The organism is Devosia sp. (assembly GCF_028290645.1).
Lineage (GTDB): Bacteria > Pseudomonadota > Alphaproteobacteria > Rhizobiales > Devosiaceae > Devosia_A.
Map to the genome: position 1 here is coordinate 1 of NZ_JAQGJL010000356.1, position 20,489 is coordinate 20,489.

The window sequence follows — 20,489 nt, forward strand, 5'->3', positions numbered from 1 at the left end:
GGCCGGTCATCACATAGACGCTCTCCATGATGGCGAGGAGCAGCGACAGGCCGAGCGTCAGGGGGATGAACAGGAAATGATACATCGCTGTCGCGGCGAACTGGATGCGCGACAGATCGACGACGACCGGATCGACCATGGGAGAATGCCTCGGGTTGTCCGGCAGTGCCGGCATGCTTGCGGCAATAAGGGCACTGGCGTCGCCTGATCCATTTCAAGCCAATGCCGCATGACTATATGCCATGATGGCGGGCGACACACGGTTAGACCGATGGACGAAAAGGCCAATATTGTCGCATCAGGGCGTTGGCTGAACCGGCTGGCGGCCGGCGACCGCCCGTTGCTTGCGGCCGTGCTCGGCCTGCCGCTGCTCGCCGGCGGCCTGCTGGTGGCGCAGGCGCTGGTGCTGGCAACGCTGCTGCATCGGGCCATCGTCGAGGGCGCGGGGCTCGCGGCGCTGGTGCCGCAGCTGCTGGTGCTTGGCGCGATTCTAGCGGTGCGCATCGGCCTTGGCGCGCTGGGCGAGGCAGCAGCGGTGCGGCTCGGGGAGGCGATCAAGGCGCGGCTGCGGGTTGCCATGGTGCGGGACCTGTTGTCGCGCGCGCCGGTATGGACCGCTTCGAAGAGTTCCGGGGCGCTGTCGAGCACGGTGCTCGAGCAGGTCGAGGGGCTCGATGGCTATTTCGCGCGGTATTTGCCGGCGCTGGTGCAGGCGGCGATCCTGCCGCTGGCCTTTGCGGCCGTGGCCTTCTCGGTCGACTGGATCGTCGGGCTGTTGTTCCTCATTACCGCGCCGCTGATCCCGGTGTTCATGGCGCTGGCGGGCTGGGGCGCGGAACTGGCGAGCCGGGCGCAGGCGAGCGCGCTGAACCGCTTGAGCGGACGCTTCGCCGACCGGCTGCGGGGATTGGTGACGCTGAAGCTGTTCGGACAGGCCGAGGCGGAGACCCAGCGGGTACGGCTGGCGTCGGAGCAGTTGCGGGTGCGGACCATGCGGGTGATGCGCATCGCCTTCCTCAGTTCGGCGGTGCTGGAGTTTTTCTCCGCGCTCGGGGTGGCCGGGGTGGCGCTTTACGTCGGGCTTACGTTCCTCGACCTGTTGTCGCTGCGCGGCACCGAGCTGACGCTGCAGGCGGGGCTGTTCTGCCTGCTGATGGCGCCCGAGGTGTATCAGCCGTTGCGGCTGCTGGCGGCGCACTATCACGATCGCGCCGCGGCAAGGGCGGCCGTCGCCGAGATCGAGGCGGAGCTGGGGGTGCTGCCGGAGCCGAGGGCTGCGCTGGTGGTCGCTGCGGCGACAGCTGGCGCCAGCGGGCCTGCCATGTTGCGGCTGGCGAGGCTCGGGCTCGCCGATCCCGATGGGCGGGTGGTGATCGAGGATGCGGATCTCACTCTGGAGCCGGGGGCGCATGTCTCCATCCTGGGGGCTAGCGGCATCGGCAAGTCGACGCTGCTGGAGGCGGTGGCCGGGTTGCGGCCGTTTGTGGGGGACATCCGGATCGATGGGGTGCGGCTGGCCGATCTTGGGGAACCCGAATTGCGCCGGCGCGTCGCCATGCTGGGGCAGCGGCCGCGGCTGTTTGCCGGCAGCATTGCCGACAACATCCGGCTCGGCCGGCGCGATGCCGACCATGCGGCGGTGAGGCTTGCGGCGCAGCGCGCCCGGGTCGCCGATTTTGCCGACGCGCTGCCGGAGGGCCTCGCAACGCGGCTAGGCGAGGAGGGGCTGGGCCTGTCGGGGGGCGAGATCCAGCGCATTGCGTTGGCGCGCATCTACCTGCGCGATCCGGGGCTGGTGCTGCTCGACGAGCCGACGGCGCATCTCGATCTCGAGACCGAGGCGCTGGTGCTGGATGGGCTCGCCGAGTTTGCTGCTGGGCGGACGCTGCTCGTCGCCACCCATTCGCATGCCGTGGAGGCGCGCATGCAGCGCGTGTTTCGCATCGCCGGCGGGAGGCTCCTGCCGGCGCCGAAGCCGGTGGCCGGCGGGCGGAAGGCGGGTGCGGCATGAGGGCCATCCTCGCCTTCGCGCCGCTGTTCGGCCGGCTCAAGGGGCCGATGCTGCTGACCCTCGCGCTGTCGCTGCTGACTATCGCGGCGGGCATCGGGCTGCTGGGGCTGTCTGGGTGGTTCCTCACTGCCGCGGCGCTGAGCACGGCCGGCTCGGCGTTCAACCTGTTCGCGCCATCGGCGGGGGTTCGGGGGTTGTCGTTCGTGCGCATCCTGTCGCGGTATGGCGAAAGGCTGAGCGGGCATCAGGCGACGCTGCGGCTGCTGTCGGACCTGCGGGCCTGGCTGTTCGCGCGGCTGTTCCCGCTGGTGCCGCTGAGCCGGCGTTTTGGCCGGGGCGACCTGATGAGCCGGCTGCTCGCCGATGTCGAGGCGCTGGATACGGTATTTCTCGTGGCGCTCGGGCCGATCAGTACCGCGGTGCTGACCGGGCTCGCGATGACGGTGCTGCTGGTGGTGTTCCTGCCCGGGGCGGCTGCGATTTATGGGACGCTGTTCTTCGCGGCGGTGTTGCTGGTGCCGATCGCACTCGTGCTGGCGTCCCGCAAGGCCGGGGCCGAGGTCGTGGCCGCTGCGTCGGCGCTGCGGCAGGCGGTGCTGGATGGGCTGGATGGGCACCAGGACCTCGTGCTGTTCGAGGCACGGGGCGAAGCGGAGCTGGCTTCAGAAGCCGCGGTCTCGCGGCTGGCCGCGGCGCGGCGGCGGCTTGGCCGCAATGCGGCGATCGCCTCGGCCGCCGTGCAGGGGCTTGCCGGCTTGGCGCTGCTCGGGACACTTGGTGCCGGTTTCGCGGCGCTGGAGTTGAGGCAGGTCGACGGGCCGTTGCTGGCGGGACTGCTGCTGGCGGTGATCGCCAGTTTCGAGGCTTCGGCGCTGCTGGTGCGGAGTGCGACGCGGCTTGCCGGGGCGGCCGCGGCCGCCGATCGACTGCAGGCGATTGCCGGGAGCGCGCCGGTGATTGCCGAGCCGGCGGAGCCGCAGGTGCTGCCCGCGGGCGGCGAGGTGCGCTTCGAGGCGGTGCGCTTCGGCTACGATCCGCAGCGCCCGGTGCTCGATGGCCTGAGCTTTGCGGTCCGCACCAGCGAATGCATTGCCATCGTCGGGCCTAGCGGGGCCGGTAAGTCCACCATTGCGCAACTGCTGCTGCGGCTGGTCGATCCCGATGCGGGGACGATTCGGCTCAATGGTTGCGATCTCCGCGCGGCGGCGAGCAGCGAGTTGCGGCGGCGGGTGGCGCTGATGACGCAGGATGCGCCGGTGTTCCTCGATAGCATCCGCGCCAACCTCCGCATCGGCCGCGATGCCGCCGATGATGCGGAGCTGGGGGCCGTCCTTGACGCCGTGCATCTGGGCGGCTTCGTGCGTGGGTTGCCCGAGGGGCTGGCAACCGTTGTAGGCGAGGCGGGCCGGACGCTGTCGGCGGGCGAGGCGCGGCGCATTTGCCTCGCGCGAACCCTGCTGTCGGAGGCCGAAGTGATCGTCTTCGACGAGCCGACCAGCGGGCTCGACTTCGAGACCGAGGCGGCGTTCCTCACCGAGCTGCCGGCGCTGATGCGCGACCGCACCGCCATCGTCGTCACTCATGCCGCGGTGCCGGCGACCTTCAGCCGAGTGCTGGAACTGAGGGCCGGGCGCATCGCCGAGCCGAGCGTTCCACGGCCGTAGTTCTAAAGCACTAGCGGCGGGCTCAGCCGGAAATCTCGCCCTGCGCCCAACTCAATTCGTGTTCTAATTGTTTGTATCAACTCGGGTTTTGCGCCACGCTGCGGCTTTCAAGCGCATGCCGCGGACGGGTGTTGCCCCCGCTTGACCGGCCAAAACTCCTGTGACATCGTTCAGTATATAGACAGTCGTTCAGCTGAGTGAACAACAGGCGCTAGCGGCGCCGGGCACGAGACTGCGCATTGTCTGCTGCGGATAGACTCCCTCCGATGGCCGGAGTGATGACCTTTCCGTGGCATTCCTCGGGAGGGAACAACATGTCGCCAAGCCGTTTTACGCCTAGCCGCCGGACCGTACTCGCCGGCCTTGCCGCGTCGCCTTTTGCGCTCGCCGCCGGCAGCAGGCTTGCCTTCGCACAGCCGACCAGCGGCACGCTTTCGATCGCCGTGTTCGACTGGGCCGAAATCGGCGTGAAGCCGGTCTTCGCCGCCTATGAGGCAGCCCGTCCGGGCGTCAAGATCGAGTACTCGATCCTGCCCTCGAGCGGCCCGGAACTGCGCCAGACGCTGCTGTCGCGTCGCCTCGCCAACAAGCTGCCCGACATTACCTATCTCGCCGACATCTTTGCCACCCAGTTCGCCGATGCCGGCATCACCGCCGATATGCGCACCTTCCTGAATTCGGGCGGCCCGATCACCATGACGTCGCTGGCCAAGCCCTTTCTCGACCAGTACCTGGTCGTCTCCGGCCCGAACAAGGACGGCATTTTCGGCCTGCCGATCGGCGCCGACACGGTCGTTCTCTACTACAACAAGAAGCACTTCGACGACGCCGGCATTCCCTATCCGGATGATACCTGGACCTTCGAAAAGCAGATCGAAGTCGCGACCGCGCTGACCCAGAAGAACGGCACTACAACTACTCGCTACGGGCTCGCCGCGTCGGTTCCGTGGCACGCCACCTACGTCCCCGGCATCCTCGCGCTCGGCGACACGCTGCTTGACGACAAGAACATGTACAAGCTGCAGACCGAGGCCGCGATCAAGCTGTTCACCATGTACTGGGACCAGGTGAAGGCGGGCGTCCTCGCCTCCTCGACGCAGATCAACCAGCTCGGCACCATGCAGCAGGCCTTCGGCTCCGGCGCTGCGTCAATGATCCAGTCGGTGCGCGCGCTTGTGCCCTCGATCCGCGATGCGATGACGGATGATTGGGATGTGGCGCTCGAGCCCACGATCAACGGCGTCCGCAAGACCGGCATGGGTTCAATCGCCCAGGCGATCACGCCGCAGGGCGAGGCCAACAACAAGGACCTCGCCTACGACTACCTGAACTGGTTCTACTCCGAAGACGGCGGCATGAAGGTGCTGACCTCGACCTACGGCACGGTGCCGCCGGTCGAGGCGCTGTATAACAGCCCGATCTGGACCGACCTGCCGGGCCCCCCGTACGACAACCGCGTGTTTGCCGAGTCGATTCAGTACGGTGCCATGAACCCGACCTCGATCCCGGCGGACGTGCAGGCGGTGGTCGACACCGAACTGCTGAAGGCCGAAGAAGCCGTGGTGCTCAACAACGTCCCGGTTGCCGAGGCGTTGAAGAACGCGGAGGCGATCATCAACGAAGCCATGGCGCGCAACCTCGCCGCCGGCTGATGATCCTCCGATGGCCGGCCGCGCGTCCTCCAGTGCGGCCGGCCATTCCCTTTTCGACGGCTAGCGCCGGGGTTTTGCCAGAGTGACCGAGATCGACACTGTCCCTGCCGGCAGCGCGCGTCCTGCCAATGTGCAGGCCGTGATGCGCCGCAAATCGAACGCCCGAACGGACTCGCCCTTCTGGGCCTTCCTGTTCGTCGGCCCGAACCTGATCCTGTTCACGGTCTTCATCGTCCTGCCGATCATCGCCGCCTTCGCGCTCAGCCTTTATGACTGGAACCTGATTTCCGAGCCACGCTTCGTGGGCATCAGGAACTATACCGACATCCTCAACGATGCGCGGGCGCTGAATTCGGTGGTGAAGACCGTCTATCTGGTCGTCCTCGGCGTGGTGCCGACGGTGGTGCTGTCGTTCTTTCTTGCGGTGCTGATCAACACCACCTTTCCCGGCTACAGCGTGTTCCGCACGATGTACCTGCTGCCGATCGTCATCTCCTTCGTCGCCTCCGCGGTGCTCTGGCGCTTCATCTATGATCCGCGCGTCGGTCCCATCGCCGAACTGCTCAGCGCCTTTGGCGTCACCGGTCCCAACTGGCTGAAGGACACCACCTGGGCCTTGCCGGCGCTGTCGGTGGTGATCGTCTGGCTGCGCCTGCCGCTCGGCATCATTCTCTACCTGGCGGCGCTGCAGCAGATTAACCCACAGCTCATGGAGGCTGCCGAGATCGATGGCGCCGGTCCCTGGGCCAAGCTGCGCCACATCATCTGGCCCAACGTCATGCCGGTGACGCTGCTGATCCTCGTCATCAACCTGCGCGGCATCATCTTCGACAGCTTCGACGTGGTGCAGGTGATGACGGGCGGCGGGCCGCTCAATTCGACCGACATCCTGATCCGCTACATCTACGACATGGCCTTCGCGCAATTGCGGCTCGGCTACGCCTCGGCGCTGTCCACCGTGCTGTTCGTCATCGTCGCGATCCTGGCGCTGATCTTCAACCCGCCTCGTCGCAAGCCGATCAATGGAGACCCGGTATGAGCGTCGGACACCCCTGGCGTCGCCGCTTTCACGTCTCGGCGGTGATCTTCTTCGGCCTGCTGATGGCGGCGCCGTTCTACTGGATGATCATCAACTCGTTCAAATCCAGCCAGGAAGTGGCTGCCTATCCGCCGACCTGGTGGCCGCGCGAGTGGCATCTCGACAATATCGGCGCCGCCCTCGTCTTTCTCGACAGCGCCGCCATCGTGAACTCGGTGATCTTCACCATCGCGGTCACGCTCTGCCAGCTCATCCTCGTGGTGATGACCGGGTTCGCGCTCGCCAAGATGCAGTTCCTGGGCAAGAACCTGCTCTTCGCCATGTTCGTCATCACCATCTTCGTGCCGTTCCAGGTGGTGCTGATCCCGACCTTCATCCTGGTGCGCAACCTCAACTGGATCGACACTTTCTGGGGGCTGATCATCCCGGTGGTGGCGCAGACCAGTTTCGGCGTCTTTATCTTCCGCCAGTTCTACATCTCGATGCCCAATGAGATCCTGGATGCGGCCAAGATCGACGGCGCCAATTGGGGCCAGGTGTTCATGCAGATCGTGCTGCCGCTTTCCGGCCCGCCGATCGCGGCCTATACGGCGGTGACGGTGCTGACGGCGTGGAACATGTATGTCTGGCCGTTGATCTCGACCACCGAGAAATCGATGCGTGTGCTGCCGCTGGCCATTGCCGGGCTCGGGTCGCAGACCTCGCAGACACCGCCGAACATCGCGATGATGGCTGTGCTACTTTCGACCCTGCCGATCATCATCTTCTTCATTCTCTGCCAACGCTACTTCATCAACGGCCTCGGCGGCGCGTTGAAGGAATAGGCGCCGTTCTACCGGGAGCTGAAACGTGACTACAGTACCAGTCTGCCTCGTCGGGTGCGGGGGCATGGGGAGCCGCCATGTGCAGGGCTTTGCGCGCCTCATGCGCTCGGGCCTCTCCAATGTGCGGCTCGTCGCGGTATGCGATGTGCGTGCCGACAATGCGGAGCGGGTGGCCGGCGAGGCGGAACAGCTGCTGGGCTACCGGCCGAAGATTCACCTGTCGATCGATGACGCGGTGGCCGATCCCGAGATCGCGGCGTTCGACGTGGTGACGGAGGCGTTCAGTCACCTCGCGGTGGTGCTGCCGGCGCTGAGGGCCGGCAAGCACGTGCTGTGCGAGAAACCGCTGGCACTGACCGTGCGCTCGTGCCGGGCGCTGCTCGACGCGGCGAAGGCCGGCGGAGCGGTGCTGGCGACGGCGGAGAACTATCGCCGCGATCCGACCAATCGGCTGGCGAAGGCCGTGATCGATTCCGGCGTGCTCGGGCCGATCCACCTGATGGTGCAGACCATGATCGGCGGCAATGATCGGATTATCATCACGCCGTGGCGGCACTTCAAGGACAAGGGCGCCATCGGGCTCGACATGGGCGCGCACCTGACCGACATCGTGCAGTACTATTTCGGGCCGTTCCACTCGGCCTACGGCAAGGGCTTCATCGCCGAGCCGGTGCGTCGGCGGCAGGAAAAGCCGGAGATGCAGACCGAGGCGTATCTGAAGCGCTTCCTCGAGATTCCGGCTGAGATCACCGCGACCGGCGAGGACTCGTTCGTCGCCAACTACACCATGCAGTCGGGGCTGACGGTGCAGATGTCGTACGTGGCGTCGGGGCCGGGCAAGGGCTGGAACCAGCGCTCGGTGCATGGCCGCAACGGCTCGCTCGAGATCTTCAACGATCGCACCGGCAAGGCGCCGATCCTCCATACCGCCGAGGGTGACCTCACCGGCCAGCAACTGGCCGACAAGGTCGGGTTCAAGCTCGACGAACTGACCGAGAAGCTCTACGGCGGCGTCTCCTACGAGCTGCCATGGGCCGAGACGGACTCGGGTCTGCTCGCCATCGAGATCCACGACTTTGCCGCCGCCATCATGGAAGGCCGTCCGCCCGAGGTGGATGGGGAGGGTGGGCTGACCGCGGTGGCCTCGGTGCTCGCCGCTTACGAGAGCGGCATTTCTGGGCAGGTGGTGACCATGGACGATGTGCTGTCGAGCCGCGTCTCGGCCTACCAGGACGAGATCGACGCCGACCTCGGCCTGTTGCCGAAGTCGAACGCGGCCTGAGGGGGATTGCGATGATCGACACCAGTACCGCCTTCGATGCCGTGCCGCTGAAGCTGATGCAGCAGCTGGGGCCCAAGCAGGTCGCGTTCGTCGTCCGCGACCTCGAAGCAGCGGCCTGCCAGTGGTGGGACCTGCTGCGCATCGGCCCGTGGACGGCGTGGGAGTACACTCCGCAGATATTGGAAGAGATGACCTACAAGGGCGCGCCGGCGCAGTTCGGGCTGAAGCATGCGCTTGCCTGGAAAGACGGCGTGCAGTTCGAGCTGGTGCAGCCGACCACCGGTCCATCCTTCTTCGCCGACCAGCTCGCGAGCTCCGGTGAGGGCCTCAACCATATCGGCATCCACGTGATGGAAAACCACGCGCAGGCCGTTGCCGAAATCGAGGAGGCGGGGTTCACCTGCATCCAGTCCGCCAAGGGTTTTGGCGGCGATGGCAGCGGCGCCTTTGCCTATTTCAGCTCCCCCAAGCTCAACGGCCTCGTGCTGGAGCTGATCGGCCCGCCGGCAGTCCGCCGCGAGCCGCTTTTCGTCTACCCCCTTGCCGAGGAAGTTAAGAAGTGAAGATCGAGCGTATCGATACCTACGTCGCGCATAACTGGATGTTCGTCGAAGTGACGACGGATACCGGCCTCAAGGGCGTGGGCGAATCCACCTTCTTCGGCTTTCCCGACGCGACGGCGCTGGTTGCCGAGGCCTTCGGCAAGCGGCTGATCGGCGAGGACCCGTTCCGCATCGAATACCACAACCTGTCGCTCTATCGCGCCATGTCGATGCGCGGCATGGCCATTGGCGGGGCGATCAGCGCTATCGACCAGGCGCTGTGGGATTTGAAGGGCAAGCACTACCAGGCACCGGTCTGGGAGCTGCTCGGCGGGCGGGTGCGCGACAAGGTGCGCGCCATGCTGGTGATCCCGTACGGCACGATCGACGAAGTAGCGCAGAGCTGCAAGAAGGCGGCCGACGACGGCTACACCGCGCTCAAGGTGATGGTCTACCAGCCCGAGCATCACCTGATGGCGTTCGGCGCCAAGGTGAAGGACATGGTCGAGCGCATGGCGGCGATCCGCGAGGTTGTCGGCTGGGACGTCGAGCTTGGCATCGAACTCCACCGCAACATGGCGCTCGGCGAGTCGATCGCCGCCATCCGCGAGTTCGAGCAGTTCCGGCCGCTCTTCGTCGAGGATCCGATTCCGCCCGATAGCGTGCTGTCCTTCGGGGAGGTGGCTGAGAAGTCCCGCGTGCCGATGGCGGCGGGGGAGCGCAACACCACGATCTGGGAGTTCCGCGAGTATGTGGAGCATGGCGGTGTCCACCACATCCGCCCTGATGTCGGCATTGCCGGCGGCATCACCGGGACGCGAAAGATCTGCGCGCTGGCCGAAGCCCATCACCAGGGCATCATCCCGCACGCCGTGCCCTCGGGTCCGGTCGCGACCGCGGCGCAGGTGCAACTCGGGTTCGCCATCCCGAACTGGGAAGTGACCGAGCACCAGGTGCAGGACAGCGCGCCCTGGACCAAGGCGGTGAAGGCCATCGTCCCGGTGGTCAACGGCCACTGGCTGCCCAACGAGACGCCGGGTCTCGGGGTCGAGCTCGACCACGAGGGGCTGAAGACCATTCCGGTCATCGCCAAGGTCCCGCCGACCTCGCTGAAGCCCGACGGCTCGGTCGCGTTCCGGTAGGCGCCAGTGATCCTCGACAGCCATACACATGCCTGGGCCCGCTGGCCTTACGACCCCGAGGTGCCCGACGAGGCCACCAAGGGCTCGGTCGAGCACCTGATCCACGAGATGGACCAGAACGGCGTCGATCAGGCGGTGATCGTTTCGGCACGCATCGAGAAGAACCCGGACAACAATGCCTACGGGGCGGCGGCGGTGCGCCGCTACCCCGCCCGGCTGCACCAGTTTGCCGATGTCGACTGCGTGTGGTCGCCGGAATATCACACGCCGGGGGCGGTGGAGCGGCTGCGCGCGGCTGCCGATACGCTGCCCATCAAGGGGTTCACGCACTATGTCGGCGAGAACGACGGCTGGTTCCTCTCGGACGAGGGTAGGGCGTTCTTCAAGCTCGCGGCGGAGCGGCGGCTGATCGCTTCGATCGCGATGTCGCCCGCCTGGGCGGCCGATCTTGCAACGATCGCCGCCGCCAACCCCGATCTGGTGATCCTGCTGCACCATATGGGCGGCATTTCCCAAAATGGTCCGCGCACCCAGCTCGAGGCCATCGCCGGGCTTGCCGCTCATCCCAACGTCTTCATCAAGCTCTCCGGCTTTCACTATGCCGTGGGGCTCGAGCGCGGCTGGGACTATCCGCATCTGGACGCCATGTGGATCGCCGAGGGGCTATATGAAGCGTTCGGATCCGGGCGCCTCTGCTGGGGCTCGGACTTCCCGGCGCTGAGCCGCGCCATGACCTATCGGCAGGCGCTCGAGATCGTGCGCACGCACTGCCGCTTCCTGAAGCCCGCCGACCTCGGTCCCATCCTCGGCGGCACGCTCGACCGGCTGCTCAAGGCCGCAGCCCCCTCAAGGAACGCCCGATGAATCTGCTGACCCCGTCCCAATCCATGTTCAGGTCGGTCAACCCCGCCACCGGCGAAACCTTCGGCGCCTACCGCCTGCATGACGGGGTCGAGATCGAATCCGCGCTGGCCCGCAGTTCTGCCGCCTGGCGGACGATCACCGCGGCGGGCGTCGAACGCCGGGCCCAGCTGCTGCTCAGCCTCGCCGACCGGCTCGAGGCCAATCTCGAGAATCTCGCCCGACTGATGACGCTCGAGATGGGCAAGCCCATCAACGAGGCGCGCGGCGAGATCAGGAAATGCGCCGCGACCTGCCGCACCACTGCTGAACTCGGTCCCGGCTGGCTCGAGCCGCTGGAAGTGCCGAGCCCGGCGCGGGCCAGCCGGGTGCGCTATGAGGGGCTCGGCCCGATCCTCGCGATCATGCCCTGGAACTTCCCGTTCTGGCAGGTGGTCCGCTTCTTCGCGCCGGCCTTCCTTGCCGGCAACACCACCATCGTCAAGCATGCTGAGAACGTCCCCGCCTGTGCCGAGGGGCTGGAGAAAGTGTTCGCCGACGCTGGCATGCCGGATGGCGTGCTGGTGAACCTGCGCGTCGACCACCCGACGGTGGCAACGCTCATCGCCGATCCGCGCATCCGCAGCGTCACCGTCACCGGCAGCGTCCGGGCCGGGCGCACCATTGCCGGCATTGCCGGGGCGGCGGGTAAGAAGGCGGTGCTGGAGCTCGGCGGCTCCGACCCGTTCATCGTCTTTGCCGATGCCGACTTCAGCGCGGCGGTGAAGACCGCCGTTGCCTCGCGGCACAACAATTCGGGCCAGAGCTGTGTCTGCGCCAAGCGGTTTCTCGTTGAACAGTCGATTGCCGCCGATTTCACCGAGGCCTTTGTCGAGGCCACCCGCAAGCTCGCCTATGGCGACCCGCTCGACGAGAAGAACGCCATTGGCCCGCTGGCCCGCGCCGACCTGCGCGCCGGGCTGCAGGACCAGCTCGATCGCAGCGTCGCCGGCGGCGCTCGAATGGCGCTGGCCGGTGGCAGTGTCGCTGGGGCGGGCTATTTCTTTGCGCCAACGGTCCTCACCAATGTCGTAGACGACAACGTTGCAGCGCGTGAAGAACTGTTCGGGCCGGTGGCACCGATCCTTCCCTTCGCCGATGAGGCCGAGGCGCTCCGCATCGCCAACGGCACCGAGTTCGGTCTCGCGTCCGCCGTCTGGACCCGCGACGAGGATCGCGCCCGCCGCATGGAAGCGGGCATCGAGGCGGGCGCCGTGTTCATCAACGACATGGTGCGCTCGGACGCGCACATCTCGTTCGGCGGCATCAAGGCATCCGGCTATGGGCGCGAGCTCGGCAAGGTCGGCATTCACGAATTCACCAACGCCAAGACCGTCTGGGTCGGCTGACGAGGCAAGACGATGACCATTTACGAACTGGCCGGACCTATCCGGGTGGGCTTTGCCTGCAACGCCGACACCTATGTGCGGATGGCCGATGACGAGGCCGTGGCGGCGCTGACCGAACTCGGCAGCTTCAGCCACCATCTCTGCAACGAGCCCTCGAGCTGGGACGAGGCGCCGCCCGAGAACTCGGACGCGATCGACAAGCTGGTCGCCTTTGCCGGCGATGTCGATGCGCTGCTGGTCTGCCACGGCTCGCCGCGGCTCACTGGCGCCGTGCTCGACCGGCTGCCCAACCTCAAGTTCATCGCCGAGGTCGAGGGCGACCGTTTCAGCCAGCGCATCGACGTCAATGCCGCTGCGGAGCGGGGCGTCACCGTGGTCGATACCACCAATGGCTCGTCCTACCCGGTGGCGGAATGGGCGCTGGCCATGGCGATGATCGGGTTGAGGAACGCCGGCGCGCTGTTCCGCCGGATGATCGGCGGCGAGGTGCTGTTCCAGAGCTGGGAGGCGCGTGTTGCCGATCCCGGCTTCAATGGCGAGCTGACCGGCCGGCGCGTCGGGCTCATCGGCTGCGGCTATATTGGCCGCCGACTGCTCGAGCTGCTGCAGCCGTTTGAGGCCGATATCTACGCCTATGATCCGTATGCGCCGCGGGTTCTCGCCGACATCTACGACATCACGCTGACCTCGCTGGAGCAGGTGATGGATTGCGACGTGGTCATCAGCCTTGTGCCGCTGACGCCGGAGACGCGGCTGATGATCAGGGAAAAGGAGCTGGAGCTGCTCCGGCCCGGATCGGTCTTCGTCAACGTGTCGCGCGGCGCAGTGGTCGACCCGGCGGCGCTGATCAGGCGGTTGCAGAAGGGCGACATTGTCGCCTCGCTCGACGTGTTCGATCCGGAGCCGCTGGAAGCCGACTCGCCGCTGCGGCAGATGGCCAACGTCTTTCTCACCCCGCACATCGCCGGCGTCACGGCGCCCTGCGGCCCACGCTTCCTGACGCTGGCGGCGGACGAGATCGCGCGCAAGTTCGCCGGGCACCGCACTCGCCACGACCTCGTGCCGCGCGCCGGGGTGAAGTCGTGATTTCGGCTGAACTAACCGAACGCCGCAAGGCGGGCCGGTTGAAGCTGGGCTATTGCGTACCCGCCTTCGCCATGCCGGGTCCCGGCCTGTTCCGCGTGCCCAACGTGGCGCGGATCGAGGAGGTGGATGTGCTGGGCAATGCCCGTGAGGCGGAGCGGCTGGGCTTCGACTCGCTGTGGGTGTGCGACCACCTGATGCTGGGCCGCGAGCAGGCGGTGCTCGAAGGCTGGACGACGCTGGCGATGATCGCAGGCGCCACCAGCCGGGTGCAACTCGGGCTGATCCACCAGGCCAACCTGTTCCGTACGCCGCAGATCGCGGCCAAGATGATGTCGACGCTCGACCTCTTGTCCGGCGGCCGGTTCATCCACTTCTTCGAGGCCGGCATGGGCCGGCCGGAACAGGTGGCGTACGGACTCGACTGGGACGACGACCATGACGCGCGGGTCGAACGGCTGGAGGAGGCGATCAACGTCATCCGGGCGCTCTATGCGTCCGACGGGCCGATCGATTTCGACGGCAAGTTCTACCATCTCACCCAAGCGCAACTGGCGCCGAAGCCCGTGCAGAAGCATGTGCCGGTGTGGCTGGGCGAAGCATTTCCGCCGGTGATCGAACTCAGCGGCCGCATCGCCGACGGCTGGAACAGTACGCCCGTGACGCTGGAGGAACTGGCGCGGCGGTTGGCGCTGCTGGATGCCTCACTAGCCAGGGCCGGACGCTCCCGAGCCGAAGTCGAGATCAGCTTCGAGACGCAGATTCTCGTCGCGCCCAATCTGGCCGGTCTTCGCCGCAAGGTCGCCGCGCTGCTCGAGCGGGCCGCCGAGGCAGGCGCCGGCACTGCGCAGCCCGAGGTGCTCGATTTCGTTGCCGGCAGAACCGACTGTCTCCCCGAGTCGATGACCGGTCCCTGGATCATCGGCACCGCCGCGGAGGCCAAGGCCCGGATCGCGGAACTGCGCGGTCAGGGCGTCGATCACCTGATGCTGTGGTTCATGGATGCCCCGAAGAGCGACGGCATGACTTACTTCATGGAGGAGATCGCGCCTTCGTTCCGCTAAGCGGCCTTGCGGGCTGGCCCCCGGGGTCGTTAATGCCGTATCTTCAAGCAAGAGAGCGAGAGTAGTACGGCCAATGATGGATGAGACCGAACAGCGCGCAAAGGCAGTGCCGGCGCTGGTCAGGACCAAGCGGATCCTCGATGCGCTCTCGACCGGCGGCAAGCCGAAGGGCGTATCGGAGCTGGCGCGCATGCTGGACCTGCCCAAGAGCACGGTGCATGGGCTTTGCCACACGCTGGTCGATCTCGGGCTGATGATGCGGGTGGGGCCGTCGCAGTTCGCCGTCGGCCCGCACGTCCTCTCCTGGGCCAATGCCTTCGAGGGCCAGAGCGACCTGACGCAGGAATTCATGCGCATCGCCGAGGCGACCGACCTTGTTTCCAAGCAATCGATCAACCTGTCGATCCTGACCGGCAAGGAAGTGATGTATGTCGCCTGCCGCCGCGGCACCGATCCGCTCGGCGTGAGCTTCCGGCCCGGCGTACGCCTGCCGGCGCCGTTCACCGCCACCGGCAAGGCGATGATGTCGACCATGCGGCCCGCCGAGGTGGAGCAGCTGCTCGCCGGAGAATGGCCCGAGCTCTGGACCAGGCGCAGCGTGCCCGATCTCAAGACACTGATGCGTGAGTTGGAGGAAACCCGCGAGCGGGGCTATTCGATCGACGACGGACAGCTGCGCGACGCCATGGTGTGCTTCGGCGCTCCGGTGTTCAACGCTACCGACGAGCGCGCCGTGGCCGGCATCGCCATCGGGCTGTTGTCGGGCGAGGTCAACGAGACCTCGACCGCGCAGGTCAGCCACGCCGTGCAGACGCTGGCAGGCACCCTCAGCCGGCGCCTCGGCGGTGGCCGCAACTAGGCTAAAGGCTAAGCCGCCCCGCGGGCGCGCACGATTGACAGCGTCCGGGCGGCGTGAAAATGTTCAGCATCAAGAAAATCGTTCAACATAATGAACGAATTGCACAAGACCACCGAAAGGGAGCTCCTATGATCGTCCTCATTGCCAAGTACCACACCAAGCCCGGCAACGTGCCGAAGGTACTGGCCGAACTGACCAAGATGAAGCCGCTGGTCGAGGCGTCGGAGCCGGGCTGCAAGTTCTACCAGGTGTCGAAGTCGACCGAGAACGAGAACCTGATCCTCCTCTACGAGCACTATGTCGATGCGGCAGCGCTTGCCGCGCATCGCGAGACGCCGCACTTCAAGTCGATCATCGAGGGCACCGTTATTCCGATGCTGGAGAAGCGCGAGCGCGAACTCTACGAACTCGCCATCTCCTGAGGCCGAAATGCGCCTCGTCTCCTTCGAGCTCCCGACCGCTGCCGGCCCGTTGACGCGGATCGGCGCTGTGCTGCCGCATGGCCGTTTCGCCGACCTGCAGTCGGCGTATCGGGCACATTTGGGCGGCAGTGCTGGAGCCTCGAAGGAGGGTGCCGCGCGGCTGGCTGCCGCGACGGTGCCGTCGGACATGGTGGCCTTCATCGAGAATGGCGAGGTGGGACTCGATGCAGCCCGCACGGCGCTCGACTGGATCGCCGGCAATGGCGAGGCCGGCCCCGATGGGGCCCGGCTCGTCCACGAGGCGCAATCGGTGCGGCTCCTGGCGCCGATCCCGCGGCCACCGCTGATCCGCGACTTCATGGCATTCGAGCAGCATCTGAAGAATATCTACCCCAAGCTCGGCCGCGAAATCCCCCCGCAATGGTATGAGCTGCCGGTCTACTACAAGGGCAACCCGTCGGCCGTCGGCGCTGATGGCGATGTCGTCGACATGCCGTCCTACGCCACCAACATGGATTTCGAGTTCGAGTTCGCCGCCGTCATCGGCAAAGGCGGCACCAACATCGCGCGCGCCGACGCGGCGAGCCATATCTACGGCTACATGATCTACAATGACTTCAGCGCCCGCGAGATTCAGCAGCGCGAGATGTCGGTCGGCCTCGGGCCCGCCAAGGGCAAGGATTTCAGCCGCGGCCATGTGTTCGGGCCGTGCCTCGTCACCGCCGACGAGGTGCCGGACGTCTACGCACTCCGCATGACGGCGAGCGTCAACGGCGAGCCCTGGTGCGATACGAGTACCTCGACCATGCATTGGCGGTTCGACCAGATGATTGCCCACGCCTCGATGGACGAGACCATCGTCGCGGGCGAGATCTTCGGCTCGGGCACGGTCGGTGGCGGTTCCGCCGCCGAAATGGGCAAGTCGCTCGGACGCGGCGACAAGGTCGTCCTCGAGGTCGAACGCCTCGGCACCCTCAGCAACTCCATCGGCTGACGCCGCTCATCCCCATAACTTTGCCGCCGTTGGCGCCGCTCCTTCCGAAGGGGGGAGCCAATGCTGCCTGCGCGACGTTTACCCAATGGGCGAGGGAATAATCCCGAGCGCTAGGTGTTGATCCAGAGCGTCCAGGGGAAATCGTCTCCTCCTCGGTCCCTTGGGCAAACCAAGGAGCCGTCATGTCTACACAGGCCTACGTGAACAGGATCGCCGTCGCGGTGCCGGACTACGATGTCCACCGCTTCTCCATCGGCTTCGCCGCCTCCCAGCTCGCCGACGACCCCAGGCGCCAGGCTGTGTTCACCCGTATGGCCGAAAGGAGCGGCATCGAGCATCGCTACTGCTGCTTCCCATCCGCCGAAGATCCGAACGGCCCGGCGGTCGACGGAGCGGGCCGGTTCACCCGCGGTCACTTCCCGACGACCGCCCAGCGAATGGACCTGTTCGCCGAAGCCGCGCCGGCTCTGGCGCAGAAGGCGGTGGATCGGCTGGAGCTCGGGGCGGATGCCGCAAAGATCACGCATCTCATCGTCACCACCTGCACCGGCCTCGCCTCGCCCGGGATCGACCTCGAGCTCATCGAGCGCTGCGGGCTGTCGTCATCGATCGAACGGACCATCGTCGGCTTCATGGGGTGCTATGCGGCGGTCAATGCGCTGAAGCTTGCGCACCACATCGTGCGCTCCGAGCCTGAGGCGCGGGTGCTCGCGGTCAATATCGAGCTGTGCACGCTGCACCTCAAGGAGACGACCGACATCGAGCGGCTCCTGACCTTCATCCTCTGGGGAGATGGCTGTGCAGCGGCCCTTATCACCGCCGAGCCGACCGGCATCGCCCTCGACAGCTTCCGCGCCATCGTCGCTCCCGATAGCCGGGAGCTGATGACGTGGACGGTGCGCAACGACGGGTTCGACATGGTGCTCTCGGGTCAGGTGCCTGCCGCTATCCACGAGACGCTGAGTACCCGCATTTCCGACATCCTGGGCAATCGGGGGCTCAACAATGTCGACCTCTGGGCGGTTCATCCGGGCGGCAAGTCCGTGCTGGATGCCGTGGAGCGGGCGCTGAGCCTCGAGCCAGAGGCGCTCATGCATTCGCGTGAGGTGCTGCGCATGAACGGCAACATGTCTTCCGCGACCGTGATGTTCGTCCTTGCCGAGATGATGGCCAAGCGGCAGGCCGATCAGATCGGATGCGGCATGGCGTTCGGGCCCGGCCTTACCGCCGAGACGATGATGTTCCACACCGCCGACGCCGCGTAAGATGGCCGAAGTCCTGGCGCGACGACAATTAACGCCGGAACTGCTGGACCATCTGCCAGCGAGCGATCCGCGCGCCATGGGCTCGCGCCGGGATCTGGTGCGGATCAATGCGATCATGTTCCAGGCCCCGATCGTGGCGCGGCGCCTGCGCCGGGACGTCGAGCAGCCGCCACGGCGGCTGCTCGAGATCGGCTGCGGGGACGGCGCGCTGATGCTGGCGGTGGCACGGCGGATGGCGCGCCATTGGCCCGGGGTCGAGCTGACGCTGCTCGATCGGCAGGACCTGGTGCCGGGGGAGCGGCGGCGGCGGTTCACGGAGCTGGGCTGGCATGCGGAGACCGTGATCACCGATGCGATCGAGTGGATGGAGGATTCCGCGCCTTCGAGCTTCGACGTCATCACCGCCAATCTCTTCCTTCACCATTTTGCCGAGGGCGAACTGAGGCGACTGCTCGCGGCGGCGCAGCGGCTGGCCCCGGTGTTCATCGCGACCGAGCCTCGACGGAATGGCGTGGCCCTGGTGGCGTCGGGGCTGCTGCGCCTGATCGGGGCGAACGAGGTCACGCTGCACGACGCGGCCGCCAGCGTTCGCGCTGGTTTTGCGGACAACGAACTGTCCGCGCTTTGGCCGCGTGGGGAGGCGGTGATCATGCGCGAGGGCGCCATCGGACCGTTCACCCACGTGTTTTCGGCTCGCCCTGCCGCATCGGGGTCGCCGCGATGAGATACGACGCGGTGGTCATCGGCGGGGGGCCGTCCGGATCGGCAGTCGCAACTGCCCTCGCGCGGCAGGGTCGGGCCGTTGCCATTGTCGAAAGGAGCGAATTTCCGCGCAGCAAGGTGTGCGGCGAGTTCATTTCGGCGGTCAACCTCGCCTTGCTGGATCGGCTGGGGGTTGGCGACAGCATCCGCGCCCTTGCCGGGCCGGAGATCAGGCGGGTTGCGCTGTTCGCTGGCGGGACCGGCATCGAAGCGAAGATGCCGCGCGCGCCGACCAACGCTTTCGGCCGGGCGCTCGGACGGGACGTTCTCGACACGTTGCTGCTCGAGGCTGCGGCGGAGGCGGGGGCGACGGTGTTGCAGCCATGGCAGGCGGTGGACGCCGTCCCCGACGGCGACGACATGGCCGTCCACGTCGAATGCAAGGATGAGCAGCGAACGCTCGTCGCGCCCATTGTCGTCGCAGCGCATGGCTCATGGGAGCCCGGCGGGTTGCCCAGCCAGATGAAAAAGCGCCACCAGCCGTCCGACTTTCTCGGCTTCAAGGCGCATTTCAGGGACTCCTCCCTGCCGCCCGACCTGATGCCGCTGCTCGCCTTTCCCGGCGGCTATGGCGGCATGGTGTGGTCGGACCAGGGCCGGATGTCGATTTCCTGCTGCATCCGCCGCGACCGGCTGGCACAAGTTCGTGCCGAGCACAGCGGCATGGCGGCGGGCGAAGCGGTGTTCCGGCATATCCTCGCGGCGTGCCCCGGCGTTGCCGAGGCGCTCCGTCACGCGCGCCTCGATGGCAGCTGGCTCGCAGCGGGGCCGATCCGCCCCGGTCTTCGTGCCGCCTATGCCGACGACATCTTCCGGGTCGGCAATATCGCCGGCGAGTCGCATCCGATCATCGCCGAAGGCATATCGATGGCGCTGCAATCGGGCTGGCTGCTGGCGGGTGAACTGGCTCGGGTGCCCGACTGGAACCGGGCGGGACGCCGGCAGGCCGGGCTGCGCTATGCGGCGGCGTGGAGGAGGCAGTTCGCCGTACGCATCCTAACCGCATCAGCACTCGCTGGTCTCGCCTCACGCCCGCTGACCGCGGGTGCGATGCACCAGTTTGTCCGAGCGTTCCCGGCGAGCCTGTTCCTGGGTGCGCAGCTCAGCGGCAAGATTTCGGTGGTGCCTGGTCTCGGCTGAGCTCGGGAAACGTTGTGAGGCGCACTACCCGGTCGGTGCGTTCTGGGCGACCAGCCCTTCGGACTTCAGTTCGGCCCAGAATTCGTGCGGGATTTCGACATTCATCGACTCGGCGTCTTCGGTGATCTGTAGGGCCGTGCGCGCACCCGGGATGACCGTGGCTGTCACGTCGGGCATGCTCGCGAACTGCAGCGCGGCGGTTCGCAGCGTCACTCCATGGGCCTCGGCGATCGCCGTGAGACGTGCCCGCTTCTCCTTGTACCCCGCCGGAATTCCGTCGTCGTAGTTGTATCTGTCGCTGCCGGAGAGGAACCCGGCGTTGAGCGGCGAGCCCATCACCAGCGACACGTTCCGCGCCCGAACCGCCGGGAAGATGTGATCGAGCGCATATTGGTGGTCGATCAGAGAATACTGCGACGCGAGGAGGAAAACGTCCGGGTCCGCCACGTCGAGGGCCTGAAGTATAGGCTCGGGGCAATTAACGCCGAGGCCCCA

General features: G+C 66.6%; 20 protein-coding genes. 18 read left to right on the forward strand and 2 right to left on the reverse strand.

Annotation, left to right across the window (positions count from 1 at the left end; translation table 11 throughout):
* The coding region (locus JWQ89_RS18910) for a cytochrome ubiquinol oxidase subunit I (RefSeq protein WP_299643584.1) at nt 1-139 on the reverse strand (139 nt) is incomplete at its 3' end.
* Nucleotides 140-271: 132 nt separating this feature from the next.
* Here JWQ89_RS18910 and cydD point away from each other — a divergent pair.
* The 18 genes from cydD to JWQ89_RS19000 all read left to right on the forward strand — a co-directional run bounded on the left by cydD (nt 272) and on the right by JWQ89_RS19000 (nt 19,994).
* Nucleotides 272-2,011: a thiol reductant ABC exporter subunit CydD gene (gene cydD, locus JWQ89_RS18915; protein ID WP_299643547.1), complete on the forward strand. Its 1,740-nt coding sequence runs from the start codon at nt 272-274 to the stop codon at nt 2,009-2,011.
* Nucleotides 2,008-3,675 carry a thiol reductant ABC exporter subunit CydC gene (gene cydC, locus JWQ89_RS18920; RefSeq protein ID WP_299643549.1) on the forward strand — a complete coding sequence of 556 codons (1,668 nt, stop codon included), beginning with the start codon at nt 2,008-2,010 and terminating at the stop codon, nt 3,673-3,675. The genes cydD and cydC overlap by 4 nt, the downstream gene beginning before the upstream one ends.
* Nucleotides 3,676-3,989: 314 nt before the next feature.
* On the forward strand, nt 3,990-5,327 hold the full coding sequence (locus JWQ89_RS18925; RefSeq protein WP_299643552.1) for an extracellular solute-binding protein: 1,338 nt from the start codon (nt 3,990-3,992) through the stop codon (nt 5,325-5,327).
* A gap of 82 nt (nt 5,328-5,409) precedes the next feature.
* On the forward strand, nt 5,410-6,366 hold the full coding sequence (locus tag JWQ89_RS18930; RefSeq protein WP_299643554.1) for a sugar ABC transporter permease: 957 nt from the start codon (nt 5,410-5,412) through the stop codon (nt 6,364-6,366).
* Nucleotides 6,363-7,190, forward strand: coding sequence for a carbohydrate ABC transporter permease (locus tag JWQ89_RS18935; RefSeq protein ID WP_299643555.1), 828 nt, complete (start codon nt 6,363-6,365; stop codon nt 7,188-7,190). The genes JWQ89_RS18930 and JWQ89_RS18935 overlap by 4 nt, the downstream gene beginning before the upstream one ends.
* A 25-nt stretch (nt 7,191-7,215) precedes the next feature.
* Complete coding sequence (locus tag JWQ89_RS18940) at nt 7,216-8,472, forward strand: Gfo/Idh/MocA family oxidoreductase (protein ID WP_299643557.1); 1,257 nt, start codon at nt 7,216-7,218, stop codon at nt 8,470-8,472.
* A gap of 11 nt (nt 8,473-8,483) precedes the next feature.
* Nucleotides 8,484-9,035, forward strand: coding sequence for a VOC family protein (locus tag JWQ89_RS18945; RefSeq protein WP_299643560.1), 552 nt, complete (start codon nt 8,484-8,486; stop codon nt 9,033-9,035).
* Nucleotides 9,032-10,156 carry a mandelate racemase/muconate lactonizing enzyme family protein gene (locus tag JWQ89_RS18950; protein WP_299643562.1) on the forward strand — a complete coding sequence of 375 codons (1,125 nt, stop codon included), beginning with the start codon at nt 9,032-9,034 and terminating at the stop codon, nt 10,154-10,156. The genes JWQ89_RS18945 and JWQ89_RS18950 overlap by 4 nt, the downstream gene beginning before the upstream one ends.
* Before the next feature lie 6 nt (nt 10,157-10,162).
* Nucleotides 10,163-11,020 (forward strand): amidohydrolase family protein, encoded by an 858-nt coding sequence (locus JWQ89_RS18955; RefSeq protein WP_299643564.1) that lies wholly within the window; start codon nt 10,163-10,165, stop codon nt 11,018-11,020.
* Nucleotides 11,017-12,405 (forward strand): NAD-dependent succinate-semialdehyde dehydrogenase, encoded by a 1,389-nt coding sequence (locus JWQ89_RS18960; RefSeq protein WP_299643566.1) that lies wholly within the window; start codon nt 11,017-11,019, stop codon nt 12,403-12,405. Before JWQ89_RS18955 ends, JWQ89_RS18960 begins: the two co-directional genes overlap by 4 nt.
* Before the next feature lie 12 nt (nt 12,406-12,417).
* Nucleotides 12,418-13,491, forward strand: a complete 1,074-nt coding sequence (locus JWQ89_RS18965) for an NAD(P)-dependent oxidoreductase (RefSeq protein WP_299643569.1) — start codon at nt 12,418-12,420, stop codon at nt 13,489-13,491.
* The gene (locus JWQ89_RS18970) at nt 13,488-14,552 is read left to right on the forward strand and encodes an LLM class flavin-dependent oxidoreductase (RefSeq protein WP_299643571.1); all 1,065 of its coding nucleotides are present in this window, start codon (nt 13,488-13,490) and stop codon (nt 14,550-14,552) included. Before JWQ89_RS18965 ends, JWQ89_RS18970 begins: the two co-directional genes overlap by 4 nt.
* 73 nt (nt 14,553-14,625) lie before the next feature.
* Nucleotides 14,626-15,411 (forward strand): IclR family transcriptional regulator, encoded by a 786-nt coding sequence (locus JWQ89_RS18975; protein WP_299643573.1) that lies wholly within the window; start codon nt 14,626-14,628, stop codon nt 15,409-15,411.
* A gap of 128 nt (nt 15,412-15,539) precedes the next feature.
* Nucleotides 15,540-15,833 carry an antibiotic biosynthesis monooxygenase family protein gene (locus JWQ89_RS18980; RefSeq protein WP_299643574.1) on the forward strand — a complete coding sequence of 98 codons (294 nt, stop codon included), beginning with the start codon at nt 15,540-15,542 and terminating at the stop codon, nt 15,831-15,833.
* 7 nt (nt 15,834-15,840) lie between these two features.
* Nucleotides 15,841-16,827: a fumarylacetoacetate hydrolase family protein gene (locus JWQ89_RS18985; RefSeq protein WP_299643576.1), complete on the forward strand. Its 987-nt coding sequence runs from the start codon at nt 15,841-15,843 to the stop codon at nt 16,825-16,827.
* A 182-nt stretch (nt 16,828-17,009) separates the two neighbouring features.
* Entirely contained in the window at nt 17,010-18,092 is a 1,083-nt protein-coding gene (locus JWQ89_RS18990; protein ID WP_299643578.1) for a type III polyketide synthase, read from the forward strand.
* A gap of 1 nt (nt 18,093) precedes the next feature.
* Nucleotides 18,094-18,816 carry a methyltransferase gene (locus JWQ89_RS18995; protein ID WP_299643579.1) on the forward strand — a complete coding sequence of 241 codons (723 nt, stop codon included), beginning with the start codon at nt 18,094-18,096 and terminating at the stop codon, nt 18,814-18,816.
* On the forward strand, nt 18,813-19,994 hold the full coding sequence (locus tag JWQ89_RS19000) for an NAD(P)/FAD-dependent oxidoreductase (protein ID WP_299643581.1): 1,182 nt from the start codon (nt 18,813-18,815) through the stop codon (nt 19,992-19,994). The genes JWQ89_RS18995 and JWQ89_RS19000 overlap by 4 nt, the downstream gene beginning before the upstream one ends.
* A 24-nt stretch (nt 19,995-20,018) precedes the next feature.
* Here JWQ89_RS19000 and JWQ89_RS19005 read toward each other — a convergent pair.
* Nucleotides 20,019-20,489 (reverse strand): aldo/keto reductase (locus JWQ89_RS19005; protein ID WP_299643582.1); only part of this gene is annotated, 471 nt, incomplete at its 5' end.